An 18298-nucleotide genomic window follows, 5' to 3' on the forward strand; every position below is an offset into this window, starting at 1 on the left:
ACTTTAAACTAGCTTTTGTTACAATCGCAAGTTTTTAAATCCAAGGACAATTATGAAAAAGCTTATATTTTTTATCTCCGCCCTGCTTTGCTCTTTGAGCCTTTACTCCGCAGACGCTAACCCGGACGCGCCGCTTAAGCTCGATCCTAGCGTCGTGCACGGCGAGCTGGCAAATGGCGTGAAATTTTATATCCTCAAAAATGACGTGCCAAAAAATAGCGCGCTTTTTTACCTCAACGTAGCCGCGGGTAGTGTCGATGAAAATGACGACGAGCAGGGCTTAGCGCACTTCGTCGAGCATATGGCATTTAACGGTAGCGAGCACTTCGATAAAAACGAGCTCGTTCATACCTTGCAGCGTCTGGGAGTAAAATTCGGCGCCGATCTCAATGCACAGACTGGCTTTGAAAACACCACATACAACATCCAAGCCCAAGTAAGCGATGAGACGCTAAAGGACGTATTTTTAGTACTGCGCGATTATGCAGGCGGCGTGAAATTTGACGAGAACGAAACACAAAAGGAAAAAGGCGTCATCTTAGAGGAAGCAAAAAAAGGCTTTGAGAGGCGATTTTATGAAAAGCGCGCCACATATTTATACCCTAATTCCATATTTTCCAGACGCTTTCCGATTGGACAAAATGAAATCATCAAAGGCGCCACCGGCGAGCAACTAAAAAAATTCTATGCGCGCAACTACCTTCCTAGCGCCATTAGCATCATAGTCGTGGGCGACGTAAACGTTGAGCAGATTAAAAACCTAATCAAGCAAAATTTTAACTCTCTTTCTGCGCACGGCGAAAAAATCCCGCGTGATCTTAGTCTGCGCCCATTTGAAGGCGGGCTAGCAAGCACCGTAGAGCCCGAGCTCGGCGCTAATGTCGCTAGCGTGCTTTACGCACGCAAATATGAGCCGCTAAGAAGCTACGGTGCGCTTAAAAATGAGTGGCTGCAAGCCTACGTATCGAGGCTGATGGAGCTTGGATACGACGCGATGAATGTGAATGCCGAAATTCCGCTTAAAGCCTATTTCGGCTCGGACGATCTGTTTAAAAACCGCAGACTATACAGCATAAGCGCGAATATTTTTAATTTCGACGCCAACGCCACATTAAATAGTCTTTTTAGCGCGATCAAAGGGGTGCGCGAGCACGGATTTAACAATGACGATTTTGATAGCGTTAAGGCGGAATTTAAACATCAAGTGCAAGCCGATCTGCTTAAAAACGATACACAAAGTGCGCAAATAGGGGCACTACTCGATTTCGTACAAAACGGCAATGTAAAGCTTAGTAAGCAAGACGAGCACGATCTAAGCCTCAAGGCGTTAGGAGAAATAACGCTAGCAGATGTTAATAAATTTTTCTCAAAGATAACGGATGGAGCGAGATTTACGGAGATTATCTCGGCAAAGGATTTGGGCATTAGCCAAAAAGACGCGAAGCTGCTCTACGAAAAAGCGGTGCCGTTTAATTTCGCTGCTTCGAAGCTTGCTTCCAAGCAGCTTGCGGGAGCAGATTTAAAAGAGACGGAATTTAAAGCACAAAAAGGCGCTAGCGGCACTGAAATTTTGGAGTTTAAAAACGGCGCGAAGGTAATTTTAAAACCCCTTAAAAGCGAGAAAAATAAAATCGCCCTCGCAGCCGTTAAAAAAGATGGCTATGCGCATTTTGGCAAGGCTCGTGGCGAAATTTTAACTGCACTGCTCAACTCGGGCACCATAGGCGAGCTAAACGAATACGAGGCGGGACGCTTGACCTCAAAATTTGATTATAAGCTAAGATTTAGGATGGACGACGCAGACTGCGGTTTTAGAGGCGCAGGAGCGGATCTGGAGGCGATGACACACGAGCTTTACGCAAGATTTAGCGAGCCGCTAATTCATGCAAGCTCGCTTACAAAATACAAAACCGACGCGCTTTCGGCGATTGCGCTACGAGACGAGACGGCGGAATTTAAATTCGGCGAGCAAATTTTAAAATCTCTATATTCGGGAGATACGGCTCGCAAGCAGCCGCTTAGCGTAGATGACGTAAAGAGCGCAAATCTTGCCGATTTACAGCGCGATGCGGATGAAATTTTTTCAGGTGTTGGAGATTTTATCTTTGTACTTAGCGGCGATTTTGAGCCTGCGCGCGCAAAACAAATTCTAGCCAAATATATCGGCAATCTAAAGCCCGGCACAAGCAGCGCTACGCCTAAAACTTTGATGCTAAATACTTCTAGCGGCGAGATTGTGCAAGACTACGGCGATAGTGATAAAAGCGAAGTTCGGATGATTTTTTCAAACTATGAGCTGCAAAATTTTGACTTTTCAGACACTTATAAATTTCAAGCGTTAAAAAGTGTGCTAAGCAATCGCATCGTCGAGCAGATCCGCGAGGCGCGCGGACAAATTTACTCGGCGATGGTGCATAGCGCCTATGTGCGTGAGCCACAAATCGCAGCGAGCTTGAATGTATCGTTTTCTACCGAGCCGAAAGACGCCAGTGCGGTTGCAGCAAGCGTGAGTGAAATTTTAAAACAGATCGAAAGCTCCGGCGCAAAAGATAGCGAGCTGGCAAATTTCAAAAAAGCACAAATTTTATCGACCAAAAGAGCTGCGCAGACGAATGATTTTTGGCTTGCTAATATCACTGCGCACGAGCTTTACGGCTATCCGCTCTATGATGAAAAAAGCTACGCGGCAAGCATAAATGCGGTAAAAAGCGCGGACGTGCAGGAAGCGGCGCGAGTGCTAAGCGATAGACTATTTACGGCGATTTTAAATCCAAAGGAGCGTTGATGTTTGCTTCATTTTTTAAAAACAAAAAATGGGCATTTTGGGCATATTCTGGAATATTTTTTCTAATTGCGATTAATTGGTATCAAACTACCTTAAATGTGAGAATAAACGAATGGTACCGCGCGTTTTATGATATGTGCCAAAACATAGATCGTCATACACTAAATGATTTCTATACACAGATGAAAGTTTTTTTATGGATAGCGATGCCCTACGTAGTCTCTGCGATTTCAGAACGATATGCAGCTCGTATTTGGACATTTAAATGGCGGGAAGCGATGACCTTTTCCTATTTTTCATACTGGAAAAAGGTAGGCAAAGATATCGAAGGAAGCTCGCAACGTATCCAAGAAGATATCTTTCGCTTCTCAAGAACTATCGAGGAAATGGGTACGAGAGTGCTTTCGGCAGCTATGACACTGTTTGCATTCATACCTGTGCTATGGGGGCTTAGTAGCAATGTTCCTTTTGAATTTCTAAAAAAAAATTCCGGGCTCACTTGTTTGGATTGCACTTGCAATCAGCATCGGTGGACTAATAATTTCTTGGCTGGTTGGCTGGTATCTACCGAGACTGGAATACAACAATCAAAAGGTCGAGGCGGCATTTAGAAAAGAACTTGTTTTTGCGGAGGAGGATAAGATAAATTACGCAAGCGAGGAAAAAATTCTTTCGTTATTTGATAAGATCAAATATAACTATTTTAAACTGTATCTGCATTACTGCTATTTTGATATGTGGTTCAACTCATTTTCGCAGTTTCTAATGATCGTACCTTACTTGATAATGGGTCCTGGGTTATTTACTAAGGTAATTACGCTTGGAGTTATGGTTCAGGTAAGCAATGCTTTTAATCAGGTGCGCGGAAGTTTTAGTATTTTTATGAATAATTGGACGACGATAACGGAGCTTCGCTCAATCCATATGCGACTTAAAGAGTTTGAAAAAAATATCGACTACAAGGGCTAGATAAAATTTCGCCCGTATCTTGCGGCTCTAGACCTCGCTTTCTAAATTTAAAACAAAATCCCGAGCCGCTAGCTTTTAAAATTTCTACCCTTTTACTGCTCTCTTTTTTCGTGATGAGCGATGTTTAGCTTTATAAATTTATAGCTTCCTACGAGCAAGATTATCCAAATCGCGATGAAAACTAAAGATTTGATCATTTTTTAATCCTTAAAATTTTTTATAGATGCGGCGCATAAAAAGCGCCGCCGATATGAAATTTAACTAAGCGCAAAAGCACGCGGAGCCGAGCACAAAAGTACAGCCTCGCCGCCACACGGCGCGCGGAAGCCATGCTGGAACTGACGCGCCTAATAATGCTCGTTTGAAAGCCCCTCTTTATCGAGCTTCTTAGCATCCATCGCGCGCCAAACGTAGCTGATATAACCCAACACGAAAGGCACTAGAAACGACACGTAAAACATCGTCTTAAGCGTATAGAGGCTTGAGCTTGCGTTGCTTATCGAAAGCGAGCTTTGCAGGTCGAAATTTGACGGATAAAACGCCGTGTGATTTAGACTCAGGATCAAAAATATGCTCGTTACCGCGCATACGACGCCCATGCCGTAGAAGAATATCCCGCGCACGCTGCTTGTAAATGCGCCTTTGACGATGCCCACCAGCACCAGCACGACACCTAGCAGTAGCAAGATTAGCGCCGCAGGTAGGCTTAGGTAATTGTGCAGATACTTAAAGCTCTCGAGGCTTACTACGCCGCCGGCGCCGACTGCATAGCCCTGCTTTAGCAAGACCCACGCCAAAAACGCGATGAAAAAAACCAAAAACGCGCTAGCGTCAAATTTAAGCGAGGCTTTGAGCTTGGCGATCATTTCGGGCTCGGCGATATTGTTCATTAGGTACAAGCTTGCTCCCGTTCTAGCGCAGAAAAATAGTGCAAACCCCAAGATATAATTAAACGGATTTGCTAGCGCTTCAAGTCCGCGAGCGGGGTTTTTCCACTGCACGAAATTATTATCGCCCAGTGCAAACTCGCTGCCGCTAAAAAGCGTCGAGACGATGATGCCAAGCAGGATCGTGCCCAGCGAGCCGTTTATGAAAAGAAAGGCTTCATAGGTTTTAGCGCCCAAGAAATTATCGGGCTTTTTTCTGTATTCGTAAGCGACGGCTTGGATTATGAAGCAAAAAAGCAGAGCCATCCACGCCCAATACGCACCGCCGAAGCTGGTCGCATAAAATAGAGGAAACGCCGCAAAGCACGCCCCGCCGAACATCACGAGCGTAGTAAATGTAAGCTCCCATTTCTTGCCGATGGAATTTATTATAAAATCCTTCTCGGTTTCACTCTTTGCCAGTGTAAAAAGCAGCGTCTGACCGCCCTGCACGAAGAGCATAAAAACTAAAATTCCGCCCAGAAGCGAAACCACGCACCACCAATAAATTTGAAAAATTTCGTGCATATTAAAATCCTATCTTTATCTGTTTTAGCATGATCTTTATCTCGGCTATGAATAAAACCGTAAATAAAACCGCAAAGAGCGCAAACGAGATCATTATGTTCGTCCCCGCCAGGCTCGTAGCCGCGACGCCCACCGGCATAAGATCTTGTATCGCCCACGGCTGGCGCCCTACTTCGGCTACTATCCAGCCCGCTTCGCACGCGACGTATCCCAGCGGAATGCTACAGACGCAGAGGCGCAAAATTTTCTTAAATTTCGATATGTCGTTGGCCATGCTAAGATACAGCGTGACGAAAAATAAAACGATGAAATAGCTGCCTAGCGCGACCATCACGTGAAAGCTGTAAAAGGTAAGCGCCACGGGAGGGACGATCTGCTTCGCGTCGTCAAAGTAGCCGTAGCCTAGGTTTTGCATATTTTGATCGCTGAATAAAATTTCACGCGCCTGCTGCATCGCTGCGGTATCATTGGCGTCTTTGGCGACCTTATAATCCTTTAGCGCTTGCAGGGCAATTTTGCCTTTTTCGATCTTTTTATCCGCGCCTTCGATGCCGAATTTTTCGTTTCCGAATACCAAATCATCGATGCCCGGCGTGAAATTATCAAGTCCTCTCGTAGCCATCAGCCCTAGCGCATAAGGCGCTTTAATCTCGAATAAAAACGGCTCCTTATCGTCTCCCGCGGTTTTGCTCGGATTTAAAACTCCAGCCGCGACGATGCCTGCATTTACTTCGCCCTTATACAGACCCTCCATCGCCGCAAGCTTCATCGGCTGCTTTTGCGCGACCTGATAGGCGCTCTCGTCGCCGCTAAATAGCACGAAAAGCGAGCTTAGCATACCGAAGCTTGCCGCCACGATGAAGCTTTTTTTAGCAAGCGCGAAGTCTTTGTTTTTTAGCATATAAAACGCCGAAATTCCAAGCACGAAAAGCGCCGCGGTAATATAGCCGCCGCCGACCGTATGTAAAAATTTAGCCACTCCGAAGTGAGATAGCGCGATATCTAAAAAATTGCTCATCTCGTTACGCATCGTATCGGGATTAAAGCTCGTACCAACAGGGTTTTGCATCCAGGCGTTCGCGATTAGGATCCAATATGCGCTTAAATTTGATCCGATCGCCACAAGCCAGGTCGAGATAAGGTGAAATTTCTTGCTTACGCGATCCCAGCCGAAGAACATTACCGCAAAAAAGGTAGCCTCCAAGAAAAACGCAAGCAAGCCCTCAATCGCAAGCGGCGCGCCGAAGATATCGCCCACAAACCAGCTGTAATTCGCCCAGTTGGTGCCGAACTCAAACTCCATTATGATACCGGTCGCGACGCCGATAGCGAAATTTATACCGAAAAGGCGAAGCCAAAATTTAGTGATCTTGAGCCACTCCTGCTTACCGGTCGCGACATACAGGCTCTCCATAAACGCCACGATAAAGCTAAGCCCCAGCGTTAGGGGCACGAAAAGAAAGTGATAAAGCGCCGTGAGCGCAAACTGCGCCCTCGACCAATCCACGCTAGCAAGCTCTTGCATTCCTACTCCTTAGTCAAATTTTTATAGATGAAATCGATTTTTTCTTGATCGGTTTTAAATTTAGAATCCAAGTTTTCGTCGAAAATGAAAAATTTTAGTAGCACGAAAATTATGAATAGCTTGATCAAAATCACCGCCCACAGCGTTTTGCCAAGCTTCATCGAAGCAAATCCGTGCGCGTAAAATTTTAAAATTTTGCCGAAAAACATCGAATTTTAACCTTTAGCAATTATTAGTTTATATTTTTTATTGTATAACAATTAATTAAAATTTAGCTTTAAATTTTGAAATTTTGGTAGCAATTTTATCTTTTTAATAAATGAGTTTTACGCCGTCACGCTCAAATAAAGTTTCTACTGCATAATTCGCAACCGATCACATTTTACTTAAACTGCACAAAATTTTAGTTTAGATTTGTCATATAAAATTTTAGAATAGAATATATCAAGAAGCGAGCAGAAAAATGCGCGAGACTTTACCAAGCATCTTTATGCCTAATTCGTAGCAATTTTAAATAGAATTTTTTGTAGACAAATTAATACGAAGCAGACGTAAGAATTTTAAAATCAAATGCCCAAAGCTACACGATATAAAATTTAAGAACGGATAATTAACTCGACGCAAAATTTAAAGCATTTCATTAGACTGGGCGGATAATTGAAAAGCCCAAGAGCCGATTTAGCACAAATTCGCAGCACGGCTCATCAGCGATACAATCTCTGCTAAGTCGAATTTGCCGCCGAAAAAGAGATTGAAAGCAAGCGCGCCCTGATTTATAAGCATCTCCTTGCCGTCTTTTGCGGGCAGATTTTTTGCGCGTGCGGCTTGTAAAAACGGAGTCTGCTTGCCGTAGATAGCGTCAAAAGCAAATTTCGCGCGGGATAAAATCTCATCTATTACCCCCTCGGGCGCAGGCAGCGCGTCATCTTTGAGCCCCGCGCCAGTGGCATTGACGATAAGATCGTAGTCTTTAGATCTGAAATTTTCATAGATAAAAAATTCCTCGCAGCCGAAGTCAAAATCCTTTGCGCTGCGGTTTAGGATGTCAAATTTCATGCCGTTTTTGCTTAGCGCGTAGCCAATTGCCCGCGTCGTGCCGCCCGCGCCTAAAATAAGCGCATTGCGAATCTCGCCAAAGCCCAAGATCGCGCAGAAAAACCCTTGGGCGTCGGTGTTAAAGCCGTGCAGCGTGCCGCCTTTTAGCACTAGAGTGTTTACCGAGCCGATCTGCTTGGCCGCCTCGCTTAGGACATCGCAGGCTTTGAGCGCGTCAAGCTTAAAAGGCACGGTTACGTTCGCACCCGCAAGCTTTAAAGCTTCAAATTTAGCTCGCAGTTCCTTGCCGCGCTGCAGCAAAACTCGCCCGTAGTAGGCGTCCAGCTCCAAAAATTTTATCGCGTAATTATGAAGTAGCGGCGAGAGAGAGTGGGCGATCGGGTTGCCGAAAACCGCAAATCTGTCCACTATTTCACTCGGTAGATATACGCTCCGCTATTGATGCTGCGCATATCGCTAAGTGCCTTTTGTAGCGCCTCGCCCTCAAAAGGTCCAACTAAAATTTTAGTCACGCTCTTGCTGCCGACGTGAGTTTGCAGAGCGATCGGATTATAGCCTTTTTTAGTGATTTTTTTAGTGTCAGACCCGTTTGGATCGTAGGCATTTGATGCGAAAACCTGCACATAACTGCCGTTTGCCACGCTGGTGCTGGTGCTCTTTGCTGCAATGCCAGCTTTTACGCTCTCGCTTTTAGACTCCGGCTTGCTGGCTTCTTTTTTAGACTCAGGTTTTGCTGGCTCTTTTTTGGCTTCAGCTTTAGCATGTTCCTTTTTAACTTCCGTTTTTGAAGGCTCTTTTTTAACTTCTGCTTTTGCTTGTTTTTCGGGTTCTTTTTTAGGCTCTACTTTTTGCTCGACTTTTCTAATTTCGGTTTTAGAAGGTTCTTTTTTGATCTCGTCTTTTGCAGATTCTTTCTTAGGCTCGGACTTTTTTACGTCTGTTTTCTCAGGCTTTTTGGCTTCGTCTTTAGGCTCAATCTTTTTACTTTCTATTTTAACTTCGGATTTTTTTGGCTCTTCTTTGATTTCGGGCTTTTGGATTTCTACTTTCTGTGCTTCAGGCTGAGCGCTTGCAACAACCTTACTTTCGGAATTAGGCTCTTGGGTTTTTATCTCTACTTTGGTTGGAGCTGCAGATGCTGCATTGGGTTCTGATTTCACCTCTACAGGCTCAGGCTGTGAAGGCTCAGGTTTTTGAACTTGTACGGCAGGCTTTTGCTCCGCTTTGGCAAGCTCTTCTTCACTAGGCATAGTAAGACCTGCGTTAGTATCAATATCGTCTTTATTAATAGCCTTCATTATGATTAAAATTATTAAGAATAAAACTACGACGCCGGCTGCGACGGTAAGACCCTTTTTTAAATTTGCGTTCTTATCGACGTTGCCGCTGTTTATCACTATATCGTCTATGCTGCTCATATCGAAATTTTTATCGTTCATGTTATCTCCTAAGATTATCTATTTTAAAATTTCATCGCGTAAATTCTTAAAATAGATAATTCGGGTAAGCTTACCCGAATTTATTAAATTTAATACATCGCGCGGTCGTAGATGATAAAGCGGTGCGCCAAATCCCGCACTTCCTCTTTGACCTGCGCCTGAAGCTTGGAATTCGAGATGTCGCTTAGCACGTCGGCGATTTTATTTCCGATAAACTCAAATTCTTTCTCTTTCATGCCGCGCGCGGTAAGCGCGGGACTACCGACGCGGATACCGCTGGTGACGAACGGGCTGCGCGTCTCGCCCGGCACAGTGTTTTTATTCGTCGTGATACCTGCGTTTTCAAGCGCTGCGCTAGCGTCCTTGCCGCTAAAATCCCTATTTAAAAAGCTCATTAAAATCAGATGGTTATCGGTGCCGCCGCTAACGAGATCAAAGCCGCGCCCAACCAGCGTCTCGCCCAAAACTCTAGCGTTTGCCTTGACCTGCTTGGCATAGACCTTCCACTCCGGGCTTAGATTATGTTTAAAGCCCACCGCCTTAGCGGCGATGACGTGCATTAGCGGGCCGCCCTGGATACCAGGGAAGATCGCCGAGTTGATCTTTTTAGCAAATTCCTCGTCGTTAGTCATTATGATGCCGCCGCGCGGACCGCGAAGCGTCTTATGCGTGGTCGAGCTTACGACGTGGCAGTGCGGAAACGGATTAGTATGTTCGCCCGCGACGACAAGCCCTGCGACGTGCGCTACGTCGGCGAAAAGAAATGCGCCCACGCTATCTGCAATCTGTCTAAATTTAGCAAAATCTATCTCGCGCGTATAGGCGCTCGCACCGCAAACGATCATCTTTGGTTTTACGATCTGAGCGATCTCAAGCACCTTATCGTAGTTTATGCGGCCGTCAAGCTCCACGCCGTATTCGAAGCTCTCATACATCTTTCCGCTGCTTGAGACCTTCGCGCCGTGCGTCAAATGTCCGCCGTGGCTAAGCGCCATGCCTAAAATTTTATCGCCAGGTTTCAAAAATGCGGCATAGACGCCTTGGTTGGCTTGGCTGCCGCTGTTTGGCTGGACGTTTGCAAACTCACAGCCGAAAAGCTTTTTGCAGCGATCGATCGCGATCTGCTCGATCTCGTCTACGAACTCACAGCCGCCGTAGTAGCGCTTGCCGGGATAGCCCTCGGCGTATTTGTTCGTTAGCACCGAGCCCATCGCCTCCATCACCTCGGGATAGGTAAAATTTTCGCTCGCGATCATCTCCAAATAATCGCACTGGCGGGCAAGCTCTTTATTGGTTAGACTAAAAATTTCATTATCGAATTTTTCTAAATTTGACACGTTCACTCCTTCTCTAAATTTAGCGGCCTCATCGCAGGGAACAAAATCACGTCGCGGATCGATTTTTTATTCAGCAAAATCATCGCCAAGCGATCGATTCCAAGCCCCCAGCCGGTAGTCGGCGGCATCGCGTAGCTAAGCGCGCGAACGTAATCCTCATCCATCTCGTGAGCCTCGTCGTCGCCCGCGTTTTTAGCGTCGATTTGAGCCTTAAATCTGGCGTATTGATCGAGAGGATCGTTCAGCTCGTTAAAAGCATTGGCTAGCTCCTTGCCTGCGATGTAAAGCTCAAATCTCTCAGCTATCTGCGGATTTTCGTCGCTTCTGCGCGAAAGCGGGCTGATCGAGATTGGAAAATCCACGATGAAGGTCGGATTTATAAGCTTAGCCTCTACGTAATTATCAAAAAGTTCGCTCTGCAAGTGGCCCAGATCGAGCTTTTCATTGACTTCAAACCTATCCTCTTTGAGCTTTGCGATGATCTTTTCGCGATCATTTACGATCTGCGGCTCGATGCCGCCTATCTGTGTAAGCGCGTCGAGATACTTTATGCGCGCAAAAGGCTTTGAAAAATCGATCTCGCGCTCATCGTAAGTTAAAATTTCGCCCAGCCCGAGCCTTTTAAACAGCGCTTTAAATAGCTCCTCAGTTAGGTTCATCGCGTCGTTATAATCATGCCACGCCCAGTAGAATTCTATGCTGGTAAATTCCGGATTGTGCGTCAGGTCCATACCCTCGTTACGGAAGTTTCGGTTGATCTCAAAGACCGCCTCCATGCCGCCTACGACGAGGCGCTTAAGATACAGCTCCGGTGCGATACGCAGGTAGCGATCGACGTCGAGAGCGTTGTGGTGCGTGATAAATGGCTTAGCGTTCGCGCCGCCTGCGATTGGGTGCATCATCGGCGTTTCAACCTCTAAAAATCCATGTTTCTCAAAAAAGCTGCGGATCTCGCTAACGATGATCGAGCGCTTGATGAAATCCTCGCGGATCTCGGGGTTCATTATCATATCGAGGTATCTTTGGCGGTAGCGCATCTCGATGTCGGTTAAGCCGTGAAATTTCTCTGGAAGCGGGCAGATCGCTTTGGATGCAAGCGTTATTTTGCTAGCATGGATCGAAAACTCGCCCGTCTGGGTGACGAAAGCATATCCGCGCACCAAAATTATATCGCCCACTTCAAGATTTTTCTTAAATTTAGCGTAATCCTCCTCGCTGATGCTGTCGCGCGAGTAATAAATTTGAATATTGCCGCTTTGATCTTCTATGTTTGCAAAGGTGGATTTGCCCGCGACGCGCTTTAGCTTTAGCCGCCCGGCGAGGCTTACCTCCTCGCTCGCTTTTTTATCCTCGGTATCTTTTATGTAGCCGAATTTCTCTTTAAACTCGGCTATGCTCATATCTTTTTTTAGAAAGTGCGGATAGGGATTAGCCCCTAAATTCCGAAGTTCCGACGCCTTGTCTATCCTTTGGATTTCTAACTGGCTATCAAACAATCTACTTCCTTTTTGCCGCGCATTCAGGGCAAATTCCATACAGCTGCATCATATGTCCCGTGAGCGCAAAACCGTGCTCTTTGGCGACGGCAAGCTGTTTTCGCTCAATAGTAGCGTCTTGAAATTCTATGATCTTGTTGCAGCTTTTGCAGATTAAATGGTCGTGGTGAGGCTTGTTCGCAAGCTCAAATTTCTTACCCTGTGCGCCAAATGAGATCGATGTCGCCATCCCCGAATCCTCTAGTAAATTTAAGGTGCGATACACCGTCGCTATGCCTACGTTTAGCTCCGGAAATTTCGCTTTGATCTCGTTGTGAAGTGCCTCAGGTGTGAAGTGCTTGTTGTTGTTATAAAGCGTACGGAGCAAAACCTCGCGCTGCTTGGTATATTTTAGACCGCTAGCGGCAAGCGCCTTTTTAAACTCAACAATTAGAGCGTCAAACTCTAAATTTTCGATTTTTGCATTCATAATTTTGTCCTTTCTGTAGAATTTACTTCTGAACTGGCGTTAAAATCGCTAGGTTCAGTGCTTTGATTTTGATCCGAGTTCATACGGGCGGTAGAATTTTGATCTTTTAAGAGCTTGTCATCCATCTTAGAACCGATAGAATCTAAGCTTTGTTTGATCTTCGGATCGTCTTTGAGATTTAAAATCCAATTTCCTATTTTTAAAAAAATCGGCGCAGTTTTGCTGCTTTCAAAATACCTTTTGGTCTGTTCGTTCATCGACATAGGACCGCTTGCAAGCGTAACGATAACTGCAAAAATCAAGAAAATTTTACTTACGCTAAACACGAAACCGCCGATCTTATCGACAAATCCGAGTCCGCTCCATTTAAAGAATTTTGAAATGATTTCGCCTATAATCAGACACGAGATCCATACGCCAAAAAGCACAGCGATAAAGCCGATGAGAACCTGCGTCGTGTCGCCCGAAAGCACGCCGTTTGCATTATGTAAAGCTGGAATTTTTGCTGCAATCCACTCGCCTGCCATAGTTTTATAGCGCATCGCGGCAAAAAGACCGCCGATGAGACCCAAAATTCCAAAAATTTCTTTTACAATGCCGTTGGTGATACCGCGCAATCCGAAGAGCACTACGAGTACTAAACAGCCGACGTCGAACCAATTAATACCTTCCATCAAGCACCCACCACGCCTATTAACTCTTGCAGGTTAGTCGAGTACCTAAATGCCGTGTCTTTTGAAATTTGATTTGCACGGATCGCTTTAACCATCGCTTGAGTTTGAGTTATCATACCGGTAGATTGCTGATTTAGCTGCATTTGAGAGTAAATTTGATGGACTTTGTTTTCGCGGATTAGATTTGCTACGGCATTGTTATTTAGCAAAATTTCATGGATCGCGATACGTCCACCGCCAAGCTTCGGCAAAAGCGATTGCGAAATGACCGCGGTAAGTGACACGGAGAGCATATTTCGTACTTGGAGCTGCTCGCCGCCATCAAAGCTATCGATAATACGGTTGATCGTTTGCATCGCGGAGTTGGTGTGTAGCGTACCAAATACCAAGTGACCGGTCTCTGCAGCGGTAATGGCGATCGAGATAGTCTCTCTATCGCGCATCTCACCAACTAGGATAATGTCCGGGTCCTCACGCAAGGCAAATTTTAACGCATTAGCGTAGGAATGGGTATCGGTGCCGATATTTCTGTGAGAGAAAAGCGCTTTTTTATTGGTATGGACGAACTCGACCGGATCTTCAACGGTAATGATGTGCTTGCGCTCTTTTTCGTTGATCTCGTTTAGCATCGCGGCAAGAGTAGTTGATTTACCGCTACCGGTAGGTCCGGTAACCAAAATCATGCCTTTTTCGTGCTTGACTACCTCTTTAAAAATCGTAGGGGCTTTTAAATCGTCCAGGCTAGGAATATCGATAGGAATAATACGAAATGCGGCAGCCAAATCACCGTTCATAGTGTAGTAGTAATTTCCACGGAAACGTCCGATATTAGGAAGCTCGATCGCAAAGTCGAGCTCTTTATTTTCCTCGAGCGCACTTTTTTGAGCATCGGTAATGAGCGCGTAGCAGATATACTCGATATCCGTGCCCTTAAGCGGGTCCATGGCAAGTGGGCGCAGTGTGCCGTCGATACGTATTTGAGGCGCCGAGCGCGAAACTAAGTGAAGGTCGCTCGCTTTGTTAAAAACGACGGTTTTTAGTAGGGTTTCGATATCTACTAAATTTCTTTGAACTTCTTCCATAAAATTCCTTTCAATCTATGATTTTCGGTACTACGAAGTAGCCGCCTTCGGACTGCGGAGCATGCTTTAAGACGCTTTCTGCGACGTCGCTTTTGCGTGGGATATCTTTGCGAAACGGAGTACCGCCTTTTAGCGTAGTGATAGCCGCCTCGCCGCTTTGTAAATCCAGCTCATTTAGAATTTCTACAAAATCTACAATATTATTTAATTGACCTTTAAATTCTTCTCGCTTAGCATCTGGAATTTTAAGAGCAGATAGCCTTTCCAGCTTGCTTAGCAAGGCATCGTCTATTATCATAACTTTCCTTTTTCTGATAAATGCGACATTATATCATAAAAATTCTTTATCTTAGGCGGTATTTAAAATTTTTTATGCTACAATTACGCCGATTTTCTCAAATAAAGGACTAAATTTTGGCTTTAAAAGACGACATCGAAGGCGTGAAAAAAGAGATTGGCACAGAAGAGCAGTTTCTAGAAAGCGTCATAAAAAGTGAAATTTTCGTAAAAAAATACAAAAAGCCGCTGATATTTTTGGCTGCGGTTTTGATCGTAGCATTTATCGGATATTACGCAAATGAATTTCTAAGCGATCGCCGCATAGCAAGTGCTAATGCGATCTATGACGAGCTGCTTAACAAGCGCGACGACGCTAAGCTAGCCGAGCTTAAGCAAAAAGATATAAATCTATACGCTCTTTATATTTTGCAAAACGGCTCTGCAGACGAGCGAGCGGCGCTAGAAAATACCCAAGGCATCGATGTTATGCTAAAAGAGATAATAAATCTACAAAACGGCAAACAAGGCGGAGTGCTACTCGCCGATTACGATTCTTTGCTCAAAGGCTACGACCTACTAAAAGAGGGCAAAATCGAGCAAGCTCACGCAGAGCTAGATAAAATTCCACTCAACTCGCCAGTTCGTCAAATCGCACTTGCTTTGAAACACTATGGAGGCAATAAATAATGAAAAAAACGCTGATATTTACGCTTTTACTATCGTTTTTATTTTTGGGCTGCTCGACGAAGCGCCAGTATTTCGAACCTAGCGACGAAAACATCACAGGCGATATGAAATTTAACGGCTCACTGCCGTCGGAAATCGTAGCGGTTAGTAAAGATGGCGCTACGCTAAAAGACGGCGAAGTAATCTCTAAAAACGGATTGGTAAAAAATTTCAAAGTCTTAAAAAGTGAGAAATTTTTAGGTGAATATGATGGAAATTTCGTCGTAACCGATATCAATGGCACGCTTAAAGTAGTTAGTGGCACAGGCGCCGTAAAATTTGAAAAGGCCCTCGGCAGACAAGCGCTCAGTGCAAATATACGCGGCGATGATTTAGCTTTAGTCATGAGCGATGATTCGATCATGCTTATCAAGCTAAGCTCGGGCGCAGTGGTACTCGATCATAAAGTAGGCGATGCATTCGCAATCGATTCGCGCGTGGCGTCACCAATATTTATCAACCAGCTTATCGCTTATCCTGCACTAGACGGACTAGTCAGCATCGCAGAAAACGTAGGTGGGCGCTCGGCACGCGATTTCGTCGTGAGCAACCAGCCGTTTTTTAACAACATTATCGCCTTAGAAAACAAGGGCGATAACCTTTATGCCGTAACTGCCACTAGGCTAATGCTGGTAAGTCCTGCTGGCAATAAAAACCATAACGTAGACATCAAAGACGTGATTTTTAGCGGCGATAGAATTTATCTTTTCTTAAAAGACGGCAGAGTCGAGCTACTCGATCGCGGGCTAAATTTGATCAAATCGCGTAAATTTACCTTCGCGCAGTTTAGCGGCGCGCTACTTAGCGGCGGCTATTTGTATATCATCGAGCGCAACGGCTACGTGATCCGCGTGGACGAAAATTTAGAGGGACAAGCGATCTACGAGCTAAATGGCGAGTTCGATGATAAGTCCTTTATCGCAGGCAGCTCATTTTACTACGACGATAAAATTTTAAATTTTGATGCTAGATAAAATTTCAAAACTTTGCGTTCGCGAAGGGCTCTTGCTTCAGAAATTTCAAACGCTAGATATCGCTAGCTTCACGCGCTCGCGCTCATACGGCGCATATTTCGGCGTGGATCTAAAAAGCTACAACGTCCTTTTGTTTATGCGCGACGCAAAGTCTCGCTTTGTAATGCGCGACGCGGAATTTCTGCTATCGCTCGCAAGCGGCATTAGCGCAAGCCTAGGCAAGGTCGTGAAAAAGCGCGCGCTGTTTTACAACTCGCAAATGTGCTCTAAAAGTGCGAAATTTTTAAAAGAAAACGGATTTAGCCTCTATGCTTTTGTGTGACGTAGGAAATTCCAGGGTTAAATTTTATAAAGGCGGTGTAACGCAAAGTATGCCCGTAGCGGAGTTTATGCGGTACGAGCCGAAGGAGCGAATTTTTTTCATTAGCGTCAATGATAGTGTGAAAAAAAAGCTGAAAAACCCTCTGTTTGTCGATCTGGCGCCGCACTTTGAGCTAAAAACCGCCTACCGCGGGCTTGGGATCGACCGCATAGCGGCGTGCTCGGCGGTGACGACGGGCATCGTCGTCGATGCGGGCAGCGCGATCACCGTGGATTTGATGTTTAGAGGTTCACACTTAGGCGGATTTATAATGCCCGGTATCGGCACGCTTTTAAAGTCGTTCGCAAGCATCGCGCCCGTGCTGGACGTCACGCTAGCTAGCAATATCGATCTGGATCCGCTACCGCAAAAGACCGTAAATGCCGTAAACTACGGGATTTTAAAGCCGATCGTGCTTGCCATCGCAAACATCGCGGGCAATAATAAAATTTACTTCACGGGCGGTGACGGAGCCTATCTGATGCGGTATTTTCGCAACTCGATCTATGAGAAGGATCTCATCTTTAAATCGATGGTGAGCTTAATCGCAAAAAAGGGGCTAGCATGATAACCATAGCGCTTCCCAAAGGCCGCATAGCCGACGATACACTTAAAATTTTCAAAACCATCTTCGGGCTTGATTTTGCCTTTGAGGATCGCAAACTCATAATGCAAGAGGGCGATTTTAAATTCCTATACGTCCGCAACCAAGATATCCCTACTTACGTTATGGGCGGCGCTGCGGATATCGGCGTAGTAGGGCTTGACGTGCTTGAGGAACATCGCCCGGATGTGCTTACGCTGCTCGATCTTAAAATCGGAAAATGTCGCGTCTGCGTGGGCGTGCATGCGGGCACCCAGCTAAACTACGGCGCTCCTAGCCTAAAAATCGCTACAAAAATGCCCAACATTACTCGCGAGTACTTCGCCTCCAAGGCCGTCGCCGTAAATATCATCAAACTCTACGGCTCGATCGAGCTAGCCCCGCTCATAGGGCTTGCCGATGCCATCGTAGATGTCGTGGAAACCGGCGCTACGATGAAACAAAACGGGCTGCAACCCGCAGAAACCATAATGCAAAGCTCCGCGCACCTCATCGCCAACAAAAACAGCTTCGTACTAAAACGCGATGAAATTTTAAACCTGCGAGATAAACTAGCCCGCACGATCGCCTAACGCTCGCTTGCCCGCCGCACGGTATTTGCGACCAGCGCGGCGCACTTCCGTAAATCATCATTGCTCGTCTCGGCGCTGTCGTTTAAAAACCGCCGTTACAGATAGAATTTTGCGGCAGCAACCGCACCGATTAAATTTCAAACCAGCTTACAAATTTGATCTATCAAGAAACGGAGGCGCTTTACCAAGCCGCGCAGCATAAAATTTTAAAATTCTATCGCTACAAATTTTAAAATTTAGCCCTAAATTTACAGCTCGCGAAATTCTAAACCTCCACGGCGCAGAATTTCAAAATTCCAAAATCCGCTTCACAATTTCACGTCGTAAAATTTAAAATTCTCGCGAACTCTAAATTTGAGCTCAAATTCATGCGGCTTGGAAACGGCAGAATTTCGGAATTTCAACTCGCGAAATTTCACCGCTCAAAATCGCACGAAAATTAATCGGCGCTACTTTTTAAGCATAAAAAATAGCCCACGCCAAAATCAAGATGCTA

Annotated in this window: 17 protein-coding genes and 1 pseudogene; 7 read left to right on the plus strand and 11 right to left on the minus strand. The window is 45.4% G+C overall.

Annotated elements, in window-relative coordinates:
- Positions 1 to 52 precede the first annotated feature (52 nt).
- The gene (locus Q0380_RS05735) at positions 53 to 2785 is read left to right on the plus strand and encodes a M16 family metallopeptidase (protein ID WP_298961238.1); all 2733 of its coding nucleotides are present in this window, start codon (positions 53 to 55) and stop codon (positions 2783 to 2785) included.
- Positions 2785 to 3754: pseudogene (locus tag Q0380_RS05740) on the plus strand (putative transporter). The gene Q0380_RS05735 and the pseudogene Q0380_RS05740 overlap by 1 nt, the downstream one beginning before the upstream one ends.
- A gap of 347 nt (positions 3755 to 4101) precedes the next feature.
- Here the strand turns inward: Q0380_RS05740 and Q0380_RS05745 are convergent.
- From Q0380_RS05745 to gatC, 11 genes are all read right to left on the minus strand, one after another.
- Positions 4102 to 5208 carry a cytochrome d ubiquinol oxidase subunit II gene (locus tag Q0380_RS05745; RefSeq protein WP_298961241.1) on the minus strand — a complete coding sequence of 369 codons (1107 nt, stop codon included), beginning with the start codon at positions 5206 to 5208 and terminating at the stop codon, positions 4102 to 4104.
- Between the two features lies 1 nt (position 5209).
- The gene (locus Q0380_RS05750; RefSeq protein WP_298961243.1) at positions 5210 to 6733 is read right to left on the minus strand and encodes a cytochrome ubiquinol oxidase subunit I; all 1524 of its coding nucleotides are present in this window, start codon (positions 6731 to 6733) and stop codon (positions 5210 to 5212) included.
- A 2-nt stretch (positions 6734 to 6735) separates the two neighbouring features.
- Positions 6736 to 6942 (minus strand): DUF4492 domain-containing protein, encoded by a 207-nt coding sequence (locus Q0380_RS05755; protein WP_005871229.1) that lies wholly within the window; start codon positions 6940 to 6942, stop codon positions 6736 to 6738.
- A gap of 469 nt (positions 6943 to 7411) precedes the next feature.
- A complete protein-coding gene (locus tag Q0380_RS05760; RefSeq protein WP_298961246.1) occupies positions 7412 to 8197 on the minus strand; it encodes a shikimate dehydrogenase in 786 nt (261 codons plus the stop codon).
- The gene (locus tag Q0380_RS05765; RefSeq protein WP_298961249.1) at positions 8197 to 9228 is read right to left on the minus strand and encodes a hypothetical protein; all 1032 of its coding nucleotides are present in this window, start codon (positions 9226 to 9228) and stop codon (positions 8197 to 8199) included. The genes Q0380_RS05760 and Q0380_RS05765 overlap by 1 nt, the downstream gene beginning before the upstream one ends.
- A gap of 89 nt (positions 9229 to 9317) precedes the next feature.
- A complete protein-coding gene (locus tag Q0380_RS05770; protein WP_291939982.1) occupies positions 9318 to 10565 on the minus strand; it encodes a serine hydroxymethyltransferase in 1248 nt (415 codons plus the stop codon).
- 2 nt (positions 10566 to 10567) lie between these two features.
- Positions 10568 to 12061 carry a lysine--tRNA ligase gene (gene lysS / locus Q0380_RS05775; protein WP_298961255.1) on the minus strand — a complete coding sequence of 498 codons (1494 nt, stop codon included), beginning with the start codon at positions 12059 to 12061 and terminating at the stop codon, positions 10568 to 10570.
- Position 12062: 1 nt separating this feature from the next.
- A complete protein-coding gene (locus Q0380_RS05780; protein ID WP_298961258.1) occupies positions 12063 to 12530 on the minus strand; it encodes a Fur family transcriptional regulator in 468 nt (155 codons plus the stop codon).
- A complete protein-coding gene (locus Q0380_RS05785; protein ID WP_298961261.1) occupies positions 12527 to 13204 on the minus strand; it encodes a CvpA family protein in 678 nt (225 codons plus the stop codon). Before Q0380_RS05785 ends, Q0380_RS05780 begins: the two co-directional genes overlap by 4 nt.
- Entirely contained in the window at positions 13204 to 14286 is a 1083-nt protein-coding gene (locus Q0380_RS05790) for a type IV pilus twitching motility protein PilT (protein WP_005871218.1), read from the minus strand. The genes Q0380_RS05785 and Q0380_RS05790 overlap by 1 nt, the downstream gene beginning before the upstream one ends.
- A 10-nt stretch (positions 14287 to 14296) precedes the next feature.
- Positions 14297 to 14584 (minus strand): Asp-tRNA(Asn)/Glu-tRNA(Gln) amidotransferase subunit GatC, encoded by a 288-nt coding sequence (gatC, locus tag Q0380_RS05795; protein WP_291939991.1) that lies wholly within the window; start codon positions 14582 to 14584, stop codon positions 14297 to 14299.
- 116 nt (positions 14585 to 14700) lie between these two features.
- Here gatC and Q0380_RS05800 point away from each other — a divergent pair, with 116 nt between their 5' ends.
- Genes Q0380_RS05800 through hisG form a run of 5 tightly spaced genes read left to right on the plus strand, consistent with a single transcriptional unit; the run spans position 14701 to position 17802 of the window.
- Positions 14701 to 15252: a hypothetical protein gene (locus tag Q0380_RS05800; RefSeq protein ID WP_297883045.1), complete on the plus strand. Its 552-nt coding sequence runs from the start codon at positions 14701 to 14703 to the stop codon at positions 15250 to 15252.
- On the plus strand, positions 15252 to 16265 hold the full coding sequence (locus Q0380_RS05805) for an L-seryl-tRNA selenium transferase (RefSeq protein ID WP_298961264.1): 1014 nt from the start codon (positions 15252 to 15254) through the stop codon (positions 16263 to 16265). Before Q0380_RS05800 ends, Q0380_RS05805 begins: the two co-directional genes overlap by 1 nt.
- A 31-nt stretch (positions 16266 to 16296) precedes the next feature.
- The gene (locus tag Q0380_RS05810) at positions 16297 to 16587 is read left to right on the plus strand and encodes a hypothetical protein (protein ID WP_298961267.1); all 291 of its coding nucleotides are present in this window, start codon (positions 16297 to 16299) and stop codon (positions 16585 to 16587) included.
- The gene (locus tag Q0380_RS05815) at positions 16574 to 17194 is read left to right on the plus strand and encodes a type III pantothenate kinase (protein WP_298961270.1); all 621 of its coding nucleotides are present in this window, start codon (positions 16574 to 16576) and stop codon (positions 17192 to 17194) included. Before Q0380_RS05810 ends, Q0380_RS05815 begins: the two co-directional genes overlap by 14 nt.
- The gene (gene hisG / locus Q0380_RS05820) at positions 17191 to 17802 is read left to right on the plus strand and encodes an ATP phosphoribosyltransferase (RefSeq protein ID WP_297924251.1); all 612 of its coding nucleotides are present in this window, start codon (positions 17191 to 17193) and stop codon (positions 17800 to 17802) included. The genes Q0380_RS05815 and hisG overlap by 4 nt, the downstream gene beginning before the upstream one ends.
- Positions 17803 to 18298: the final 496 nt, after the last annotated feature.

The organism is uncultured Campylobacter sp., assembly GCF_937959485.1.
Taxonomy (GTDB): Bacteria; Campylobacterota; Campylobacteria; order Campylobacterales; family Campylobacteraceae; genus Campylobacter_B.